The organism is Aeromonas sp. QDB14 (assembly GCF_027707845.1).
Taxonomy (GTDB): domain Bacteria; phylum Pseudomonadota; class Gammaproteobacteria; order Enterobacterales; family Aeromonadaceae; genus Aeromonas; species Aeromonas caviae.
Genome location: NZ_JAPCJD010000034.1, coordinates 1 through 19,427 on the forward strand (window position 1 = coordinate 1; position 19,427 = coordinate 19,427).

Genomic DNA, 19,427 nt, shown 5'->3' on the forward strand with positions numbered 1-19,427 from the left:
TTTGGAGACAGCCAGTTTACCAGCACCCTGTCTGTCAACTTCCACTTCCCCAAGATCCCGCGAAGAACCTAAAAAAAGCCGACCCCGGGGGGTCGGCTTTTGCACGGTGCGAGTGGGCGGGTCGCCTTAGAACTCGGCGGTGCGGGGAGTACGGGGGAAGGGGATCACGTCGCGCACGTTGCCCATGCCGGTCACGTAGACCACCAGGCGCTCGAAGCCCAGACCGAAGCCGGAGTGGGGCACGGTGCCGTAGCGACGCAGATCGCGGTACCACCAGTAGTCTTCCTTGTTCAGACCCATCTCGGCCAGACGGGCATCCAGCACCTCGAGACGCTCTTCACGCTGGGAGCCGCCGATGATCTCGCCGATCCCCGGGGCCAGTACGTCCATGGCGGCAACGGTCTTGCCGTCGTCGTTGAGGCGCATGTAGAAGGCCTTGATGTCTTTCGGGTAGTTCTTCACCACCACCGGGGACTTGAAGTGCTCCTCGGCCAGGTAGCGCTCGTGCTCGGAGGAGAGATCGATGCCCCAGGAGACCGGGAACTCGAAGCTCTTGCCGCAGTTTTGCAGCACGTCGATGGCGTCGGTGTAGTCAATCTGGGCGAAGTCGGAGGCGACGAAGCGCTCCAGACGGCCGATGGCGTCCTTGTCCACGTGCTGGGCGAAGAACTCCAGATCGTCGCGGCGCTCGGTCAGCACGGCGTTGAAGACATACTTCAGCATGGCTTCGGCCAGGGCGGCGTTGTCTTCCAGATCGGCGAAGGCCACTTCCGGCTCCACCATCCAGAACTCGGCTAGGTGGCGGCTGGTGTTGGAGTTTTCGGCGCGGAAGGTCGGGCCGAAGGTGTAGACCTTGGACAGGGCGCAGGCGTAGGTTTCGACGTTCAGCTGGCCGGACACGGTCAGGAAGGTCTCCTTGCCGAAGAAGTCCTTGTCGTAGTCCACCTTGCCTTCGGGGGTGCGCGGCAGGTTTTCCATGTCCAGGGTGGAGACGCGGAACATCTCGCCGGCCCCTTCGGTGTCGGAGGCGGTGATGAGGGGCGCCGCGATCCAGAGGTAGCCCTGTTCGTGGAAGAAGCGGTGAATGGCCTGGGAGAGGCAGTTGCGCACCCGGGTCACGGCACCGACGATGTTGGTGCGGGCACGCAGGTGGCCCTGCTCGCGCAGGTACTCGATGCTGTGGCGCTTGGCAGACATGGGGTAGGTGTCCGGATCTTCGACCCAGCCCACCACCTTGACCTCGGTGGCCTGCAGTTCGAACGCCTGGCCGCTGCCCTGGGACTCGACCACGGTGCCGGTCACTTCGACGGAGCAAGCTGTGGTCAGACGTTGCACTTCATTCTCGTAATTGGCCAGGGTATTGGGGGCGACGGCCTGCACCGGATGGAAGCAGGAGCCATCGGAAACGGCCAAAAATGAGATCCCCGCCTTGGAATCGCGGCGGGTCCGGATCCACCCTTTCACAGTCAGGGTGGTGCCGACCGAATACTTACCGGCCAGCACATCAACTACGGATGCGTGCGTCATCGAAATATTGTCTCCAGCTTGTTCTTGCAGCGCTATTTGCAACACTAGGGGTCTGGCCCGGGCGCAGTTGGCCCACCATGGCAGACTAAGCCGTTCATCTTACCCGCGCAGGTTTGATAAACAAGCAAAAATGTCGGACCCTTGCGGGGATTTCCCCATGCATCGTGCATGGATCATGGCGGCTGGACGGGGGTGAGGGTGAAGGAGCGCAGGCGGGGGCCGGATGGCTGGATACGGGTGTTGCAGGGGCTGGTGATCCTCTGCTGGGGCGGCTTTGTCGCCCTGCTCTCCCTCTATCACTTCGCCCGGCCAGAGGTGGCTTACGGCTTTCTGGTCTATGGGGGCGTCAAGGTGCGCCAGAGCTGGGACCCCCTGCTTACCCCCTGGCTGGAGCGTGGGCTCTGGGGTTGCTGTCTGCTGACCCTGGTGGTGCTGGTGCTGGCCCGTGGCCGCAGCCGTCGGCAGGAAGATGCCCGCCACGTCAATCTCTTCATCCTGCTGCTGATCCTGGTGGCCTGCCTGCTGCTTTACTATCGGGGCTGAGGGCCGTCGCCGTCATCCAGCCCCTGAGAGGCGGGGCGCTTGCCTATCTGGCGCTCCACGCTGTCGAGCATCTGGTTGTAGGCGAGCGCCACCCGGCCAATCTCGTCCCCTTCATCCCCCTCCAGCCTGTGGCCGAAGTCGTTGCGATCGGTGGCCTCCTCCATGGAACGGGTCAGCTGGTTGAGGGGGCGGACTATCCAGGTGCGGATGACCCAGAGGGTGAGCAGGAGTCCCAGCCCGAAGATGAGGGTGAGACTCAGGGCCGAGGTGAGGATGTTCTGCTCCACCCGGGTAAACAGGGTGTCGAGGGAGTAGTCAAAACGCACCGCCCCCAGCACGGTGTTTTCCGGCACCTGGTGGCAGCTGGTGCAGTCGGTACCGCGAAAATCCTTTCTGGCCAGCAGCGGGCGGGTCACCACCAGCCGGTTGTGCATGCCGTCATGCTCTACCTCCAGGCTCCCCTTGCCCGCCAGCGCCAGGGCATCAAACCTGTCCTTTGGGGCTTCGTCGTCACGGCCCGGCCCGTACTGCTTGTTGACCGCCGCCCCGCGCACGATGCGGGCATCTTCCACGTGGGCGTGATCGAGAAACTTGGTGCGCAGGGTGTCGCGGGCGTCCATCTTGCCGGTCAGCATCAGCATGTTGAGGCCGTCGAAGTAGGCCTCGGTCTGCTCGCGGCTCTGCTCCTTGATGAGGGTCAGGATGAGGTCACGCTCGCGCACCGCCTGATAGGCCGCGGAAAACACCAACACCATGGAGAAGATGAAGAGCAGGAAGAAGTTGATCTTGGCAGCAATGGAGAGGCGCATGGGACTGGTACATCTGTTGGGTAAAACCCGCGCAGTCTACTCTCCTCGCCGGACGGGTTTTGGTGTCTTGCTCACATTCTGATGAAAAAGCGCCAAAAGGCCCTGCGTTCTCATGCAGGGCCCGTTCATCCGGACTCAATATTCGCCGCTGGTGATGGCCTCGTGGATGGCGCCGGTCAATACCCGCAGCTCTTCAGGGGTGATGACGAAGGGGGGCATCAGGTAGATGAGCTTGCCAAAGGGACGGATCCAGGCACCCAGCTCCACGAACTTGCGCTGGATGCGCGCCACGTCCACCCGCTCCTTCATCTCCACCACCCCGATGGCGCCGAGCACCCGCACATCCGCCACCGCCGGGTGCAGGGTCAGTTCCACCAGTTCGGTTTTGAGTTGGTGTTCGATGGCTTGCACCCGCGCCTGCCAAGGCGAGGCGAGCAGCAACTCGATGGAGGCGTTGGCCACCGCGCAGGCAAGCGGGTTGCCCATGAAGGTGGGGCCGTGCATAAAGACGCCCGCCTTGCCGTCACACACGGTGCGAGCCACATGCTCGGTTGTGAGCGTGGCCGACAGCGTCAGATAGCCACCGGTGAGCGCCTTGCCCAGACACATGATGTCGGGGCTGATCCCCGCCCAGTCGCAGGCAAAGAGCTGGCCTGTGCGGCCAAAGCCGGTGGCTATCTCGTCGGCAATCAGCAGCAGGCCAAACTCGTCGCACAGGGCGCGCACCCACTGCAGGTAGCGGGGGTGATAGAAGCGCATGCCGCCCGCCCCCTGGACGATGGGTTCGAGCACGATGGCGGCAATTTCCTCGTGATGATCCGCCACCAGGGTGGCCAGCTCCACCACGCTCTGCTCGTCCCACTGGGCGTGGAAGCGGCAGCTTGGCGCTTCGACGAAATGGTGTTCGGGCAGGAAGCCCTGGTAGAGCTCGTGCATGCCGCCATCCGGGTCGCACACGCTCATGGCGCCGAAGGTGTCGCCGTGATAGCCGCCCCGAAGGGCAACGAATTTGGCGCGGGGCGTCCCTTTGGCATGCCAGTACTGCTGGGCCATCTTGAGGGCCACCTCCACCGCCACCGAGCCGGAATCCGCCAGAAAGACCCGATCCAGCCCCTTCGGGGTGATTTCCACCAGTTTGCGGCAGAGCTCGACCGCCGGGGCATGGGTCAGGCCGCCAAACATCACGTGGGACATCTTGCCGAGCTGGGCGGTGGCGGCCGCGTCTAGTTCCGGCACCTGATAGCCGTGAACGCAGGCCCACCAGGAGCTCATGCCATCCACCAGCTCGCGCCCGTCCGTCAGGGTGAGGGTCACCCCTTTGGCGCTGGCCACTTCATAGCAGGGCAGGGGATGGGTGAGGGAGGTATAGGGGTGCCAGACGTGGTGCAGGTCGAATTCTTGGTTGGTCATATTGTGCTCTGTTGTCAATTGATTTGATCTGGTCGGTGTTGACAGTCTACGCGTGCTCTCTACACTAGCCAACAATTTCAGCCACTTGGCTTCGCGAACGCCCTGGCATCGCGCTGTCCAGCTGGCGGGTCTTGCGGCGAACGCTCTCTTGAGCGCGGCGCAGGATCCCACCAATAACAACCGGAAGCCATGTATGAATGCTCTCACCGCGGGTGCCCACGCCCTTCGTCACGACTGGACCCTGTCCGAGGTTCAGGATCTCTTTGCCCTGCCATTCAACGATCTGCTGTTCCAGGCCCAGACGGTGCACCGCGCCCATTTCGACCCGAACGAGGTGCAGGTAAGCACCCTGCTCTCCATCAAGACCGGGGCCTGCCCGGAAGATTGCAAATATTGTCCCCAGAGCGCTCGCTACCACACCGGGCTCGAGACCGAGCGGCTGATGGAGGTGGAAAAAGTGCTGGAGCGGGCCCGGGAGGCCAAGGCCAACGGCTCGTCCCGCTTCTGCATGGGGGCGGCCTGGCGCAACCCGAAAGAGAAGGACATGCCCTACATCCTGCGCATGATTGAAGAGGTGCGCGGGCTCGGCATGGAGACCTGCATGACGCTGGGGATGCTGACCGCCGATCAGGCGGCGCGTCTCGGGGCCGCGGGCCTGGATTACTACAACCACAACCTCGACACCTCGCCGGAGTTTTACGGCGACATCATCACCACCCGCACCTATCAGGACAGGCTCGACACCCTGGAGCATGTGCGCGGTGCCGGCATGAAGGTCTGCTCCGGCGGCATCGTCGGCATGGGGGAGCAGGCGAAAGATCGGGCGGGCCTCCTGATGGCGCTCGCCAACCTGCCGCGCCACCCGGAGAGCGTGCCCATCAACATGCTGGTCAAGGTGAAGGGGACGCCCCTGGAGAACCAGGAGAACCTTGACCCGTTCGAATTTGTCCGCACCATCGCCGTGGCGCGCATCATGATGCCGGCCTCCCACGTGCGCCTCTCCGCCGGGCGGGAGAAGATGAACGAGCAGATGCAGGCCATGTGCTTTATGGCCGGGGCAAACTCCATCTTCTACGGCTGCAAGCTGCTGACCACCCCCAATCCGGACGAGAACAGCGACATGCAGCTCTTCAAGCGCCTTGGCATTCGCCCCGCCCAGCGGGCCCAGAAGCCGGATCAGGTTCAAGAGGAGGAGCTGCTGGCCGAGGTGAACCGCCAGAGCGAGCCGAGCGAACTCTTCTACGATGCCACCCGTTCCCGCGCAGATGTCCTCCGTCCATGATGACGCCCGTTGTTACCGGCCCCTTTGCCCTGGGAGAGGCGCTGGCCGAGCGTGAACAGGCCACCCTGCTGCGCCGACGCACCCCGGTGGATGTGGCGAGCGGCGGGCGGATCCGGGTCGGGGGGCGCGATTACCTCAATGTCTCTGGCAACGACTACCTGGGCCTTGCGGGTCACCCCGCCATCAAGGCCGCCTTCACGGCGGGGGTGGCGCAATATGGCGCAGGGGCAGGCGCCTCGCCCCTGGTGACCGGTTACAGTCGCGCTCACCAGCAGCTGGAAGAGACGCTTGCCGACTGGCTCGGCGTGGAGGCGGTGCTGCTGTTCAACTGCGGCTTCTCCGCCAATCAGGCTGTGCTCAAGGCGCTGCTCGGCAAGGATCACCTGCTGTGGCAGGACAGGCTCAACCACGCCTCCTTGCAGGAGATGGGGAGCCAGCTCCCCTGCAAGATGAAGCGCTTTTGCCACAACGACATGGCGGCCCTTGAGCGGCTGCTTGAGCCAAACCGGGGCCTGATCATCTCGGAAGGGGTCTTCAGCATGGACGGGGATCAGGCCCCCTGGGCTGAGCTGGCCACACTCGCATCCCGAAGCGGCAACTGGCTGATGATTGATGATGCTCACGGCCTCGGCGTGCTGGGTGCCGAGGGGCGCGGCACCCTGGCGGCCCAGGGGGTTGCTCCTGCCAGCGTGCACATCCAGATGGGGACCTTCGGCAAGGCGCTCGGGGTGGCCGGCGCCTTTGTGGGTGGCAGTCGCGAGCTGGTGGAGTACCTGGTCAATTTTGCCCGCCACTATGTCTACAGCACCCATATGCCCCCCGCCCAGGCGTGCGCCGTGCGCCAGAGCATCGAGCTGGTACGCGTAGCCGACGAGGCCCGTGCCCACCTGGCTCGCCTTGTCGCCCGGTTCCGGCAGGGGGCGCAGGCGCTCGGCTGGCGGCTTGGGGCAAGCGATACCCCCATCCAGCCGCTGCTGGTGGGGGAGAGCGTCGCTGCCCTGCAACTGGCCGAGCGGCTGCGGGAGTGCGGTGTCTGGGCCGGCGCCATCCGCCCACCCACGGTGCCGGTCGGCACGGCGCGCCTTCGCATCACCCTGTGCGCCGCCCATGGCGAAGATGACGTGGATCGCCTGCTCGAGGCCCTGGGACCCCGCCCATCCACCGACGAGAGAGGGGGCGCCCATGGTGCATGAGCGTTTCCAGTCGGTGGACAAGGCGCAGCTCGCCCGCCGCTTCGGGGCGGCGGCCCGCCACTACGACGCCCACGCCCGCTTCCAGCAGGAGGTGGGGCAGTCGCTGCTGGCGCGCATGGACGAGGGGGGCGTGAAAGAGGTGCGCTCAGGGGCCGGGCTGGATCTGGGCTGCGGCACCGGTTTCTTCCTGCCTGCCCTGGCGCCGCGCTGCGAGACGCTGACCGGGCTGGATCTCGCTCCCGGCATGCTGGCCCAGGCGGCCCTTCGCGGCAGCGGAGCCCGCCTGGTGTGCGGCGATGCGGAGGGGCTGCCCTTTGCCGACCAGAGCCTGGACTGGGTTTTCTCCAGCCTGGCCCTGCAGTGGTGCGAGCGGCCGGCCCAGGCCTTTGCCGAGCTCAACCGGGTGCTCAAACCCGGTGGACAGGTCTTCTTCTCGACCCTGCTTTCGGGGTCACTGTGGCAACTGCGGGAGGCCTGGCGGGCCGTGGATGGTCGTGACCATGTCAATCGCTTCCTGACGTTGCCCCAGTTGCAGCAGGCGGCCCGTGACGGGGGCTTCGAGGCCCCGGCACTCTGCCCGCTGACCTGGTCCCTCGCCTACCCGGCGCTCAGCGGACTGCTGCGCGACCTCAAGGGGATAGGCGCGAGCCAGGTCAACGACGAGCGGTCTGCGGGCCTGGGTCATCGCCAGCGCCTGGTGCGACTGGGGGAGGCCTACGAGCGCCACCGTCAACCGGACGGCCTGCTGGCCGCCAGCTACGAGGTCTGCCTCGGGAGCCTGGTGCGGCGCTGACACAAAAAGACCCGGCGCACCCACCCCTTCAGCGGCAGGACGCGCGCCTGCCTTTCACCATGGATATCGGGGCGCCTCTGCGCCCCTGCACTGCATCGAGGAAATATCATGGGGACATCCTATTTCATCACGGGCACGGACACCGACGTGGGCAAGACCCTGGTGGCCCGCACCCTGTTGCTGGCGCTTGCCGCCAGAGGCATTCGTTGCGCCGGGTACAAACCGGTGTCGGCGGGCTGCACCCGCACCCCGGAGGGGCTTCGCAATCTGGATGCCTTGCTGTTGCAGCAGGCGGCCACGGTTGCGCTGCCCTACGAGCAGGTCAATCCCTATGCCTTCGAGCCGCCCATCGCCCCCCATATCGCCGCCCGTGAGCGGGGGGCGAGCATCCCCTTCGAGGGGCTGTCCGCCGGCTTGCGGGAGATTGAGGGAGCTGGGGCCGATCTCGTCATTGTCGAAGGGGCGGGGGGCTGGTTCCTGCCGCTGGATCATCAGCGTCTGCTCTCGGAGTGGGTCGCCCAGGAGCGGCTGCCGGTGATCCTGGTGGTGGGGGCCAGGCTGGGCTGCCTCAACCATGCCCTGCTCACCGTCAGCGCCATTCGCCAGCAGGGGTTGACCCTGGCGGGCTGGGTCATCAACCGGGTGGATCCGCACATGAGCCGCTACGAGGAGAACCTGGACACCTTGAAAGCCATGTTGCCGGCCCCATTTCTGGGGGAGCTCCCCTTCGTGGACGCGGTGAATGAGGTGGATTTGCACCACTGTCTCGATGTGTCGCCCTTGCTCTGAGGCCAGACATTCAGCAAACATTCATCGAGTCTGTCTATTATCTGGGGCAAGTGTGGCATCGGTCGCCCCTGGGGCGCCCCGAACCATGCATCCATATCTCACAAGGAGTCAATATGAAGCGAATTATGCTATTCCTGGTGACCAACCTGGCCGTCATGCTGGTGCTGGGGGTGGTACTCAATATCCTGTTCTCGGTTCTGGGGATCAACAAGTCCAGCATTTCCGGTCTGTTGGTGTTCTGCGCCGTGTTCGGTTTTGGGGGTTCCTTTATCTCCTTGCTGATGTCCAAGTGGATGGCCAAGCGCAGCTATGGCGTCCAGGTCATCGAGCAGCCCCGCAACGAGACCGAGCACTGGCTGGTGAGCACTGTTGCCCGTCAGGCCCGTGAGGCTGGCATCAAGATGCCGGAAGTGGGGATCTACGACTCCCCCGAGATGAACGCCTTTGCCACCGGCGCCCGCCGTGACGACTCCCTCGTCGCCGTCTCCTCCGGTCTGCTCTACAGCATGAGCCGCGACGAGGCGGAAGCCGTGCTGGCCCACGAGGTGAGCCACGTGGCCAACGGCGACATGGTGACCCTGACCCTGATCCAGGGGGTGGTGAACACCTTCGTGATGTTCTTCGCCCGCATCGTGGCCGGCGTCATCAGCAACTTCTTCAGCTCCAACAACGAGGAAGAGAGCAGCAGCACCGGCGGTTTCGCCTACATGATCACCGTGTTCGTGCTGGAGATGGTGTTCGGCGTGCTCGCCTCCATCATCGTCATGTGGTTCAGCCGTCAGCGCGAGTTCCGTGCCGACGCCGGTGCCGCCAAGCTGGCCGGCCGCGACAAGATGATTGCCGCGCTCCAGCGTCTTGCCCGCGGTGCAGAGCCGCAGATGGAGGGTTCCATGATGGCGTTCGGCATCAACGGCAAGCGCTCCATGAGCGAGCTGTTCATGAGCCACCCGCCCATCGAGCAGCGCATCGCCGCCCTGCGTGGCTGATAGCCAGTCATCTAAAGAAAACGGCTGCCCTCGGGCAGCCGTTTTGCATTCCGGGGACGGGGTTTTGCCCCCCGATCACCCTATTTGATCACCAGATCCGTCAGGGGCACGGCGCAGCAGGTGAGGATCTTGCCCTCGGCACGCTCGGCGGCGCTGATGGCGGGGGCATCGGGGTGATCCACCTCGCCCGAGACCAGGGTCTGCTTGCAACTGCCGCAGATGCCGGCACGGCAGCTCCAGGGCAGCTCTACCCCCTGCTTGTTGGCCTGATCCAGCACGGTGCCCTGGTTGTTGCCCGCAAACTCCCGCTCGCCGATACGCAGTTGCACCGCCTGATGGGGGCGGGCCACCGAGAGCAGGGCCCCGCCAAAGCTCTCCTGGCGGATGCGCCCGGCCGGTACGCCGAGGGCGGTCAGCCGGTTGGCTGCATCGGCCATGAAGCCGTGGGGGCCGCAGATGAACACCTCCCGCTCCTGCAAATCCCGGATCCGGCCCAGGTGATCGTCATTCAGACGGCCGCTGAGCCCCTGCCAGTGTTTGTCAGGCTGGCTCAGGATCAGGGTGAGGGTCATTCCCTGCTGCGCCATGGCGTGCAACTCGCTGGCGGCAGGAATGTCTGCCTCGCTGCGACACAGGTGCATGAAGTGGACGTCACCGAGCTCCCCCCGTAGTGCCAGAGTGCGGGCAATGGAGAGCATGGGGGTGACACCGGATCCCGCCGAGAGCAGCAGCAGCCTGCGCTCGGACCCTAAGTGAAACTCGCCGGCCGGGGGGGCGGCCAGCAGGTGATCGCCCACGCGCAGCTCATGGTGCAGCCAGGGGGAGAGGCGGCCATCGGCCAGCTTCTTGACGCTGATGCTGTAACGCTCGGGCCGCTCCGGCGTGGAGCTCAGGGTGTAGCGGCGTTGAACCCGTGTGTTTTTGATATCGAGGCTGATGGGCAGGTGCTGGCCAGGCAGGTAGTCGGGCAGGGGCTCGCCGTCGGCGGCCTCGAACCAGAAGGTTTCCAGATCCCGGGCCAGGGGTTCCCGGGCGACGCACACCAGCTCCCGCTTTTTCGGGGCCGCGTTGGGGTAGACCGGCGCCCGGGCCCGCTCCAGCACCTCGATCTCGCTGCCCGCCTCAATCCAGCCCTCGTTCAGGGCCACCAGATTCTGGCCGAAATAGACCTCACCATCTTCGCCACGGCGGTAGCGGGTGAGGGTAGCCAGCGGCTCTTTAAGGGCATTGAAGCGCTCCGTGCCTGCCTCCACCGTGGTCATGATGCAGCGGCTGCACGGCTTGTCCACCCGAAACTCCACCTCGCCGATGCGGATCCGCTTCCAGCCATCCTCCTCGAAGGGGCGGGTGCCGCTCGCCACCAGGTTGGTACGAAACTGGCTCATCTGGTGCAAGGCATCGGATCTCAGGTTGAGATCCTCAAGGGAAGCCTGGCTGATGAGCAGCAAGGGGTAGCCGTCAGCAAAGCTCACCCGGGTGCCGGTCTTCTCCCGAAAACGATCGGATGCCTCCCCGAGCCAGAGCAGGCGCACCGGCTCCCTCGCCACCCGGCTCAGCCACTCATCGGCTTCGGGCCCGGTGTGCAGGGCGGTAAAGCGATCCCCCCAGACACCGGTGTGCTGAGGGGCGCGACTGAACGCCGCCTCCATGAGGGCAAGGGGGGGCAGACCTGGATAGCGCAGTTGCAGCCCCCCCTCGACGGGGGTGGCCACCACCTGCTGCAACTGGGGATGGGTGCGGGCGGTGATAAAGGTGCCATCCGGTTTGACCACCATGTAGCGGCGATCCCCGGCAAGTCCCTCCTGGGTCACCCGGGCGCGCTCCAGCGGCATGCCTGCCGTCGATTTGATGGGGTAGAGATGTATGCTGGCGAGGGTCGGCATGTCCTGGTCCTTGTGCTGTGGCGATTCCTGTGAAGAGGGGAAGATAACGATTCCTGCCCCGGGCGGCAATCTTCTCCTGCTGCCCATGTCGAGGGCGGTGAGGGGGCTCGGGCGACAGGCCCGAATGGCTGCGGGGTGTGACGGGGATCCGGTTGTGAAGGGGGCGACCCATAAAGCGCAACATTTATTGATCCTGATCCACCATGTCGTACAAAAAAAGGCCCATCATCGGGCCAGCTTCCAGTTTCTGACGCTTTCGCTTCTTCCCTCTCCGGCCACCGTCTGCCCAGGCAAAACGGTATCAAGCGCATTCGGATGGGGCCTGTCACACAAAAAGAAGAAAGCAATGTATGAGCAAACAACTGGATATGACCCCGCAGCCGGATCTCTCCCAGAAAACGGGAACAGGCCCGGTCCGCACCCGGCTGCCCGTCTGGCGGCCGGCCCTGCCACCTTGCAACCATGCCTGCCCGGCTGGCGAGAACATCCAGGCCTGGCTTGCACTGGCCGAAGCAGGCCGCTTTGAGGCGGCCTGGCAACGACTCATCGAAGAAAATCCCCTGCCTGCAGTCCACGGGCGGGTCTGTTATCACCCCTGCGAAACGGCCTGCAACCGTGCCCAGGTGGATGATGCCGTCTCCATCCACGCTATCGAGCGTTTCCTCGGCGACGAGGCGCTGGCCCGGGGCTGGCAGCCTGTGCCCCCCGCACCCGCCAGCGGCAAGAAGGTGCTGGTGATCGGTGCAGGTCCCTCCGGCCTCTCCTGCGCCTGGCACCTCAATCGGCTCGGCCATCAGGTGGAGATCCGCGAAGCGGGGCCGCTGGCCGGCGGCATGCTGCGCTTCGGTATTCCCGCTTACCGTCTGCCTCGCGAGATGCTGGACAGGGAGGTGGCCCGCATCGTGGCGGCCGGGGTGACGCTGACTCTCAACCACAAGGTGGAAGACGTGCTCAAAGTGCGCGACGAGGGGGGCTTTGACGCCGTCTTCATGGCCATCGGCGCCCATCTGGCCAAGCGGGTCGATATTCCGGCCCGGGAGGCGGGCAAGATCCTCGATGCGGTGAGTTTCCTCGAGCAGGCCAGTCTTGCCGAAGAACAGGGCTTGCCACCGCCAAAACTGGGACGGCGGGTGGCCATCTACGGTGGCGGCAACACCGCCATGGACGCGGCCCGTACCGCCCGTCGCCTTGGGGTGGAAGAGGCGATGATCATCTACCGCCGCGACCGGGATCATATGCCGGCCCACACCTTCGAAGCCGATGAGGCCGAGGAGGAGGGGATCAAGATCAACTGGTTGCGCACCATCCGCCAGCTCGACAGTACCAATATCGAAGTGGAGGTGATGGCGCTGGATGCTGAGGGCAAGCCGGTGCCCACCGGCCAGTTTGAAACCCTCGAAGCGGACTCCCTTATTCTGGCGCTCGGTCAGGAGGTCGACCTCTCGGTGCTGGAGAGCATTCCCGGGGTACGGGTCAACAAGGAGGGGGTGGTGCAGGTCGGCGAGAACCTGATGACGGATGTGCCGGGTCTGTTTGCCGGCGGCGACATGGTGCCTTCCGAGCGCACCGTCACCATCGCCACCGGTCACGGCAAGAAGGCGGCGCGCCACATGGATGCCTGGCTGCGCGGTCGCCTCTACCACAAACCGCTTTCCTATTCATTGGTGGGGCCGGAGCAGTTGCAACTCTGGTTCCAGACCCACGCGCCCGCCAGCAGCCAGCCGGTCAAACCGGCGTGGGCGCGGGACGACTTTGGCGAGATCATCGGCGGGCTGGATGAGGTGGCAGCCCGCTACGAGGCGGCGCGTTGTTACTCCTGCGGCAATTGCTTCGAGTGCGACGGCTGCTATGGCAGCTGCCCCGAGCAGGCCATCGCCAAGTTGGGGCCGGGTCTGGGGTATCAGGTGGATGCCGAGCGCTGCACCGGCTGCGGTGCCTGCCACGACCAATGCCCTTGTCACGCCATCGAGCTGCGCCAACCGGAGGAGTCCCAATGAAACATGAACTGATCATGGTTGACGGCAACGAAGCCGCGGCCCGGGTGGCGTATCAGCTGAGCGAAGTGTGTGCCATCTATCCCATCACCCCGAGCTCGACCATGGCCGAACTGGCCGATGCCTGGGCGGCAGAAGGGCAGACCAACCTGTGGGGTAACATCCCTACAGTGGTGGAGATGCAGAGTGAAGGGGGGGCGGCCGGCACGGTACACGGCGCCCTGCAGGCGGGGGCGCTCGCCACCACCTTCACCGCCAGTCAGGGACTGATGCTGATGCTGCCCAACATGTACAAGATCGCCGGTGAATTGACTTCGGCGGTGTTCCATGTGGCGGCCCGCTCGCTGGCGGCGCAGGGGCTGTCGATTTTTGGCGACCATCAGGATGTGATGGCGGCGCGCAGCACCGGCTTTGCCATGCTCGCCTCCGGCTCGGTGCAGGAGGCGCAGGACTTGGCCTTGGTTGCCCACAGCGTCACCTTGCAGTGCCGGGTGCCCTTTATCCACTTCTTCGACGGCTTTCGCACCTCCCACGAGGTGAACAAGATAGTCGCGCTGCACAAAGATGAAATTCGCGCCCTTATCGACAACGACTGGGTACGCGCCCACCGTGCCCGGGCGCTCAACCCGGATCATCCGGTGATGCGTGGCACGGCCCAGAACCCGGACACCTATTTCCAGTCCCGCGAGAGCGTCAACCCCTTCTACGAGGCGGTGCCGGCGCGGGTGCAGCAGTGCATGGAGAGCCTCGGTGAGCTGACTGGCCGCCACTACCAGTTGGTGGAGTACCACGGCGCGGCGGATGCCACCGACGTCATCGTGCTGATGGGCTCGGGGGCGGCCACCGCCCGCACGACCGTGGATTGGCTCAACCGGCAAGATCGCAAGACCGGGGTGCTGATCATTCGCCTCTATCGCCCCTTCCCGGTACAGGCACTGCTCGATGCGCTGCCCGCGAGCGTGCGGCGCATGGCGGTGCTGGATCGCACCAAGGAGCCGGGGGCGGGCGGCGAGCCGCTGCTGCTGGATGTGCAGAGCGCCCTCATCGACGGTTTGCAGCGCGGCCTTATCAAGCGGCTGCCGTGGCTCAGTGGTGGTCGCTATGGCCTCTCTTCCAAAGAGTTCACCCCCGCCATGTGCGCGGCGGTATTCGAGGAGCTGGCATCCGATGCGCCGCGCCCCCGCTTTACCGTGGGGATCGTCGATGATGTGTCGGGCCTCAGTCTGGCCTGGCATCCCATCGGCGATCTGGAGCCCGCCAGTCGGGTACGGGCGCTCTTCTTCGGCCTTGGTGCCGACGGCACAGTCGGCGCCAACAAGAACAGCATCAAGATCATCGGCGAGCTGGAGGGCTTCCACGCTCAGGGCTACTTCGTCTACGACTCCAAGAAGTCGGGCTCGCGCACCGTCTCCCACCTGCGCTTTGGCCCCGAGCCCATCGGCGCCCCCTGGCTTATCGAGCAGGCGAGCTTTATCGGCTGCCACCAGTGGGGCTTCGCCCTGTCGGTAGATCTGCTGGAGCACGCCGCCGAAGGGGCGACCCTGCTGCTCAATGCTCCCTATGAGCCTGACCGTGTCTGGGCCGAGCTGCCCGAGCAGCTGCGGGCCCGCATCCGCGCCCTCGATATCCGGCTCTACTGCATCGACGGGGATCGGGTGGCCGAACAAAACGGCATGGGCAATCGCATCAACACCATCATGCAGACCTGCTTCTTCGCCCTGGCCGGGGTGCTGCCGCGAGGCGAGGCGATCGCCCTCATCAAGCAGAGCATCGAGAAGAGCTATGCCCGCAAGGGGCCAGATGTGGTGGCGCGCAACTTCGCCGCGGTGGACGACACCCTGGCCCACCTGCAGCGGGTGCGCCTCCCGGCGGGGGATGAGCGCTGCGATGACTATCCGCTGCCGCTGGCACCGGGCGGCAGCGAGTTCGTGCAGCGGGTCACCGGCGAGATGCTGGCGGGGCGCGGCGATCGCATCCCGGTCTCCATGCTGCCGGTGGATGGCACTTACCCCACCGCCACCAGCCGCTTCGAGAAGCGGGATATCGCCCGCGAGATCCCGATCTGGCATTCGGATATCTGCATCCAGTGCGGCAACTGCGTCTTTGTCTGCCCCCACGCGGCGCTGCGGGCCAAGTTCTACCATCAGGACTGGCTGGCGACCGCCCCCGAGGCAGCGCAGTCGGTGCCCGTCACCGCCAAGGGCTTCCCCGACAGTCGCTACACCTTGCAGCTCTATCCGGAAGATTGCACCGGCTGCGGCCAGTGCGTGCAGGCCTGTCCGGTGCGGGTCGGGGCGGATGAGGAACACGAGGGCGAGCGCGCCATCGCCATGATGGACAAGGCGCCCCATCTGGCTGGTCAGAAACAGGCGCTGCGCTGGTTCGAAAGCCTGCCCTGGCCTGCCCGCGAGCGGGTGGACTTCTCCACGGTGCGCGGCACCCAGTTCCTCGAACCCCTGTTCGAGTTCTCCGGTGCCTGCGCCGGCTGTGGCGAGACCCCCTATCTCAAGCTGCTGACCCAGCTGTTTGGGGATCGCATGTTGGTGGCCAACGCCACCGGTTGCTCCTCCATCTACGGCGGCAACCTGCCGACTACGCCGTGGGCCAAGAACGGCGAAGGGAAGGGGCCGGCCTGGTCGAACTCCCTGTTTGAGGACAACGCCGAGTTTGGCTTTGGTTTTCGTCTCACCGCCGATCAGCATCACGGTCAGGCGGTGGCGGCCCTTGAAGCGATGAAGGGGGAGCTGGGCGCCGAGCTGGTCGATACCCTGATTAGCGCCCCGCAGCGGCTGGAGTCGGAGATCCGCGCCCAGCGTACCCGGGTCGCCCAAGTGCGGGAGCGGCTGGAAGAGGTGAAATCCGGCAAGGCCCGCGAACTGCTCTCCTTGATTGATCAGCTGGTGCGCCGCTCGGTCTGGATAGTGGGCGGCGATGGCTGGGCCTATGACATCGGCTCGGCGGGGCTCGACCATGTGCTCGCCTCCGGCCGCGATGTGAACGTGCTGGTGATGGATACCGAGGTCTACTCCAACACCGGCGGTCAGATGTCGAAATCGACCCCGCTCGGCGCTGTCGCCAAGTTCGCGGCGGGAGGCAAGACGCTGGCCAAGAAGGATGTGGCGTTGCAGGCCATCTCCTACGGCAACGTCTATGTTGCCCGCATCGCCTTTGGTGCCAACCCGCAGCAGGCGCTGCAGGCCTTGCGGGAGGCGGAGGCCTATCCGGGCCCGTCGCTGATCATCGCCTACAGCCACTGCATCGCCCACGGCATCGACATGGAGCAGGGATTGGCCCAACAGAAGCGTGCGGTCGATTCGGGCCACTGGCCGCTGATGCGCTACAACCCGGTACTGCGCAGCGCCGGGCAGAACCCCTTCAGCCTCGACAGCCTGCGCCCCTCCATTCCCCTTGCCGAATATCGGCAGGAGGAGACCCGTTATCGGGTGCTGGCCCAGAGCCACCCGGAAGAGGCACAGCGGCTGATGCAGGTGGCGCAACAAGTGGCGTGGCAGAAGTGGGCCACCTACGAGGAGATGGCCACCCGCGAGGCCAGCCATTTCCATCCGCCGGTGTGAGGATGGGGTGAAACAGGTATGACAAAGCGGGCCATTGGCCCGCTTCGTTTTCCGGTGCCAAGGGAAGTGGCCGTTGCCGCGCCTTGGGGCGGTCAATAAAAAGCCCGGCGTCGGGCCGGGCTGGCAGGATAAGTTGCTTATCCAGGTATTCGTCGAGGCGTCTAGTGTGGATGTTGTTTGAGGATGTCGTATATCTCCTCTTTCAGTTTAAGTTTCTGTTTTTTCAGATCCTTCACCTCGGAGCTGTAGTCGCTGGCGTGGTGTTTCTCCAGCTTTCTGATCTCCGCATCCAGGTCGTTGTGCAAGTCAAACTTCTTCTGGAAATGGACATCACTGCTCTTCAGTTTCGAGATGAGATCTCTGTACTCCGGAAACATGTAATGAAGCCTCCTTGTTGTCGTTTGATTGTGCCTGCAAGACCAAAGTACCCCTTACTGCCGGGGAGAAACGTGATCCCGATCCAATTCGGGGCCACGGAATTGCTGCATGGGAAGGGTGATTTTTAACTGTTTGAATTACATGATGATTGCCTGCTGACCCAGGGGCAGCAGAGGAAAGAAGCGGGATCCGCTTCACATTCGGGAGAGGGGGTCTGCAACGGGGCGGGCAACAGAAAGGGGCGCGAGGCCCCTGACTGGAAACGGGTGAGCCGTTTACTCTTTTTTCTTTTTCTTCTCGGGCAGGGGCTTGCCGTCTCTGGCAATCACCTTGCCCGCCTCGAAACCGATCTGCGCTGCCAGCTCTTCCAGATCCGGCGCCTTGGCCTCGTTGCCGATGGCGTACTGGTAGTTGGCGATGGAGATCTTCTCCGCCACCGGTGTGCCCGGCACGATGGGTTCGCGCCAGCCCTGACCGATGTGGGCCACCAGGGTACCGTTCATGATGAGCTCGCCGACGATCTCCTGGGTGGGGATGCCCTTGCCATAGGTGAGGCCCTGCGGGTGCTTCTTGCCGACCAGGGGCTCTTGGCTTGCGGGCATCAGCTTGGTGCGGATCAGCCACTTGGGCGATTTGGTCTTGCCCACCGCCTTGCCGGTCTGGTACTCGTTGATCTTGATGGTCTTGATCATCTGGGCCGTGAACTCCTTGGTCAGGGCCTTCTGGGCTTCGCTGGTCTCGTCGATGACGATGGGGGCCACATACCAGGTCTGGGGAGCCTGCGCCTTGGGGGTCGCCGGGGCGGTTTGCGCCATGGCGAGCGGGCTGAGCAGGATGGCCGTCAACAAGAGTCCGATTTTCTTCATGGTGATTCCGCTTATGTTTCGACAAGAATTTTGTTTTGCCAGCGACGACTGCGCCAGCGCCAGAACATGGCCAGACCGCGCACCCACTCGTCGCAGGCGAGGGCCAGCCAGATGCCTACCAGGCCATAGCCCTGCATGATACCAAGGAAATAGGCCAGGGGAACGGCAATGCCCCACATGGAGACGAGCGCCATGTAGAGCGGGAAACGGGCATCCCCGGTGGCGCGCAGGGCGTTGATCACCACCAGATTGAAGGTGCGACCGGGTTCGAGGATGAGGCTGATGAGGAAGAGCTGCGCCACCTGGGTGATGATGTCGGCGTCGTCGGTGAACAGGCTGATGATGGCGCGGCCGTTGAGGGCGGCGGCGATGGCGATGGCGGCGGTGACGATGAGGCCGAGTTTCAGGCTCTTCATCAGTTGGCGATAGGCCTGATCGAAGCGTCGGGCCCCCGCCAGGTGGCCGATGATGATCTCGTTGCCAAGGCCGATGGAGAGGCCGAACAGCAGGATGAACAGGCAGATCTGGAAGAAGTAGGACTGGGTCGCCAGCGCCTTGTCGCCGAGCAGGCCGACGAAGGCGGTCACCACCATGAACTGCAGCATCCAGGAGAGGTTCTCCCCCGCCGCCGGCAGCCCGATGTGCAGCACCTTGTCCAGCATGGCGCGGCTTGGGCGGACGATCTCGGGCAGACGCAGCCGGATGCCGGTCTTGCGCGCCACCAGCCATACCAGCAGCACCACCCCGACGATGCGCCCCGCCACCGTGCTGATGGCGACCCCGGCGACCCCGAGCTGGGGCAGGCCGAACCAGCCATAGAGCAGCAGCAGGTTGCCGACGAAGGTGATGAGGTTGACGATGAGGGTCACGTACATGGCCTGGCGGGTGTGGCCGTGGGCACGCAGGGTGGCGGCCAGACAGAGGGCCGCCGCCTCCGGCAGCAGGCAAAGCCCGATGATCTGCAGGTAGAGGCTGCCGTCGCTCATCAGGTGGGCAGGCAGGTTCATCAGCGCCAGCATGGTGCCGGCCCCCGCCATGACGCCGACCGCGGCCACCAATCCCACCAGCAGGTTGAAACCGATGGCGGTGTGGATGACGACGCGGGCTTTTTCCTTGTCTCCCGCCCCCAGATACTGGGTGATCACCACGCTGGTGCCGATGCTGACGAAGCTGAACAGGGTGATGGCGAGATCGAAGACCTGGTTGCCCACCGCGAGGGCCGCCACCCCCTGATAGGAGACGTGGCCCACCATGAAGGTGTTGAGGGCCCCGGTCAGAAAGTGGAGGGCCAGATCGATGAACAGTGGCCAGGTCAGGGCGAAGAGGGAGCCCGGGCCCGCGTGGGATTGAGTCTGCATGGGATATCCAGGTGCTGGCGATGGCCCTCGTCAGGGCCAAC

The 19,427-nt window shown here is 64.7% G+C and carries 15 protein-coding genes; 8 read left to right on the forward strand and 7 right to left on the reverse strand.

Translation table 11 applies throughout. From position 1 onward, the window contains the following. Positions 1-126: 126 nt before the first annotated feature. Positions 127-1,527, reverse strand: a complete 1,401-nt coding sequence (gene asnS / locus PG887_RS12525) for an asparagine--tRNA ligase (RefSeq protein WP_039039869.1) — start codon at positions 1,525-1,527, stop codon at positions 127-129. Positions 1,528-1,767: 240 nt separating this feature from the next. Between asnS and PG887_RS12530 the strand changes: the two genes are divergently transcribed. Further along, positions 1,768-2,070, forward strand: coding sequence for a hypothetical protein (locus PG887_RS12530; RefSeq protein ID WP_010674063.1), 303 nt, complete (start codon positions 1,768-1,770; stop codon positions 2,068-2,070). Here PG887_RS12530 and PG887_RS12535 read toward each other — a convergent pair. After that, positions 2,058-2,879 (reverse strand): HAMP domain-containing protein, encoded by an 822-nt coding sequence (locus PG887_RS12535; protein WP_270821850.1) that lies wholly within the window; start codon positions 2,877-2,879, stop codon positions 2,058-2,060. The genes PG887_RS12530 and PG887_RS12535 overlap by 13 nt on opposite strands. Positions 2,880-3,014: 135 nt before the next feature. Beyond that, positions 3,015-4,289 (reverse strand): adenosylmethionine--8-amino-7-oxononanoate transaminase, encoded by a 1,275-nt coding sequence (gene bioA / locus PG887_RS12540; protein ID WP_201889828.1) that lies wholly within the window; start codon positions 4,287-4,289, stop codon positions 3,015-3,017. A 193-nt stretch (positions 4,290-4,482) separates the two neighbouring features. Between bioA and bioB the strand changes: the two genes are divergently transcribed. The 5 genes from bioB to htpX all read left to right on the forward strand — a co-directional run bounded on the left by bioB (position 4,483) and on the right by htpX (position 9,332). Next, positions 4,483-5,571: a biotin synthase BioB gene (bioB, locus tag PG887_RS12545; protein WP_041212692.1), complete on the forward strand. Its 1,089-nt coding sequence runs from the start codon at positions 4,483-4,485 to the stop codon at positions 5,569-5,571. Beyond that, complete coding sequence (gene bioF / locus PG887_RS12550; protein ID WP_270821852.1) at positions 5,568-6,764, forward strand: 8-amino-7-oxononanoate synthase; 1,197 nt, start codon at positions 5,568-5,570, stop codon at positions 6,762-6,764. Before bioB ends, bioF begins: the two co-directional genes overlap by 4 nt. Beyond that, positions 6,754-7,557 carry a malonyl-ACP O-methyltransferase BioC gene (gene bioC, locus PG887_RS12555; protein ID WP_201889826.1) on the forward strand — a complete coding sequence of 268 codons (804 nt, stop codon included), beginning with the start codon at positions 6,754-6,756 and terminating at the stop codon, positions 7,555-7,557. Before bioF ends, bioC begins: the two co-directional genes overlap by 11 nt. Positions 7,558-7,665: 108 nt before the next feature. Further along, a complete protein-coding gene (gene bioD, locus PG887_RS12560) occupies positions 7,666-8,346 on the forward strand; it encodes a dethiobiotin synthase (protein WP_041215555.1) in 681 nt (226 codons plus the stop codon). Positions 8,347-8,459: 113 nt separating this feature from the next. Then, on the forward strand, positions 8,460-9,332 hold the full coding sequence (gene htpX, locus PG887_RS12565) for a protease HtpX (protein WP_010674070.1): 873 nt from the start codon (positions 8,460-8,462) through the stop codon (positions 9,330-9,332). An 80-nt stretch (positions 9,333-9,412) separates the two neighbouring features. Here htpX and PG887_RS12570 read toward each other — a convergent pair whose 3' ends face one another. Next, positions 9,413-11,215 (reverse strand): MOSC N-terminal beta barrel domain-containing protein, encoded by a 1,803-nt coding sequence (locus PG887_RS12570; RefSeq protein WP_270821853.1) that lies wholly within the window; start codon positions 11,213-11,215, stop codon positions 9,413-9,415. 350 nt (positions 11,216-11,565) lie between these two features. Between PG887_RS12570 and PG887_RS12575 the strand changes: the two genes are divergently transcribed. Together PG887_RS12575 and nifJ are read left to right on the forward strand one after the other, a co-directional pair. Continuing rightward, entirely contained in the window at positions 11,566-13,212 is a 1,647-nt protein-coding gene (locus PG887_RS12575; RefSeq protein ID WP_270821855.1) for an NAD(P)-binding protein, read from the forward strand. After that, a complete protein-coding gene (gene nifJ / locus PG887_RS12580) occupies positions 13,209-16,784 on the forward strand; it encodes a pyruvate:ferredoxin (flavodoxin) oxidoreductase (protein ID WP_270821857.1) in 3,576 nt (1,191 codons plus the stop codon). Before PG887_RS12575 ends, nifJ begins: the two co-directional genes overlap by 4 nt. A 161-nt stretch (positions 16,785-16,945) precedes the next feature. On the opposite strand, the gene PG887_RS12585 is transcribed toward nifJ, so the two are convergent. The 3 genes from PG887_RS12585 to PG887_RS12595 all read right to left on the reverse strand — a co-directional run bounded on the left by PG887_RS12585 (position 16,946) and on the right by PG887_RS12595 (position 19,386). Then, complete coding sequence (locus PG887_RS12585; protein WP_005313020.1) at positions 16,946-17,161, reverse strand: YdcH family protein; 216 nt, start codon at positions 17,159-17,161, stop codon at positions 16,946-16,948. 276 nt (positions 17,162-17,437) lie between these two features. Beyond that, on the reverse strand, positions 17,438-18,028 hold the full coding sequence (locus PG887_RS12590; protein ID WP_039039859.1) for a hypothetical protein: 591 nt from the start codon (positions 18,026-18,028) through the stop codon (positions 17,438-17,440). 11 nt (positions 18,029-18,039) lie between these two features. Then, on the reverse strand, positions 18,040-19,386 hold the full coding sequence (locus PG887_RS12595) for an MATE family efflux transporter (protein WP_010674075.1): 1,347 nt from the start codon (positions 19,384-19,386) through the stop codon (positions 18,040-18,042). Between the last annotated feature and the right edge of the window lie 41 nt (positions 19,387-19,427).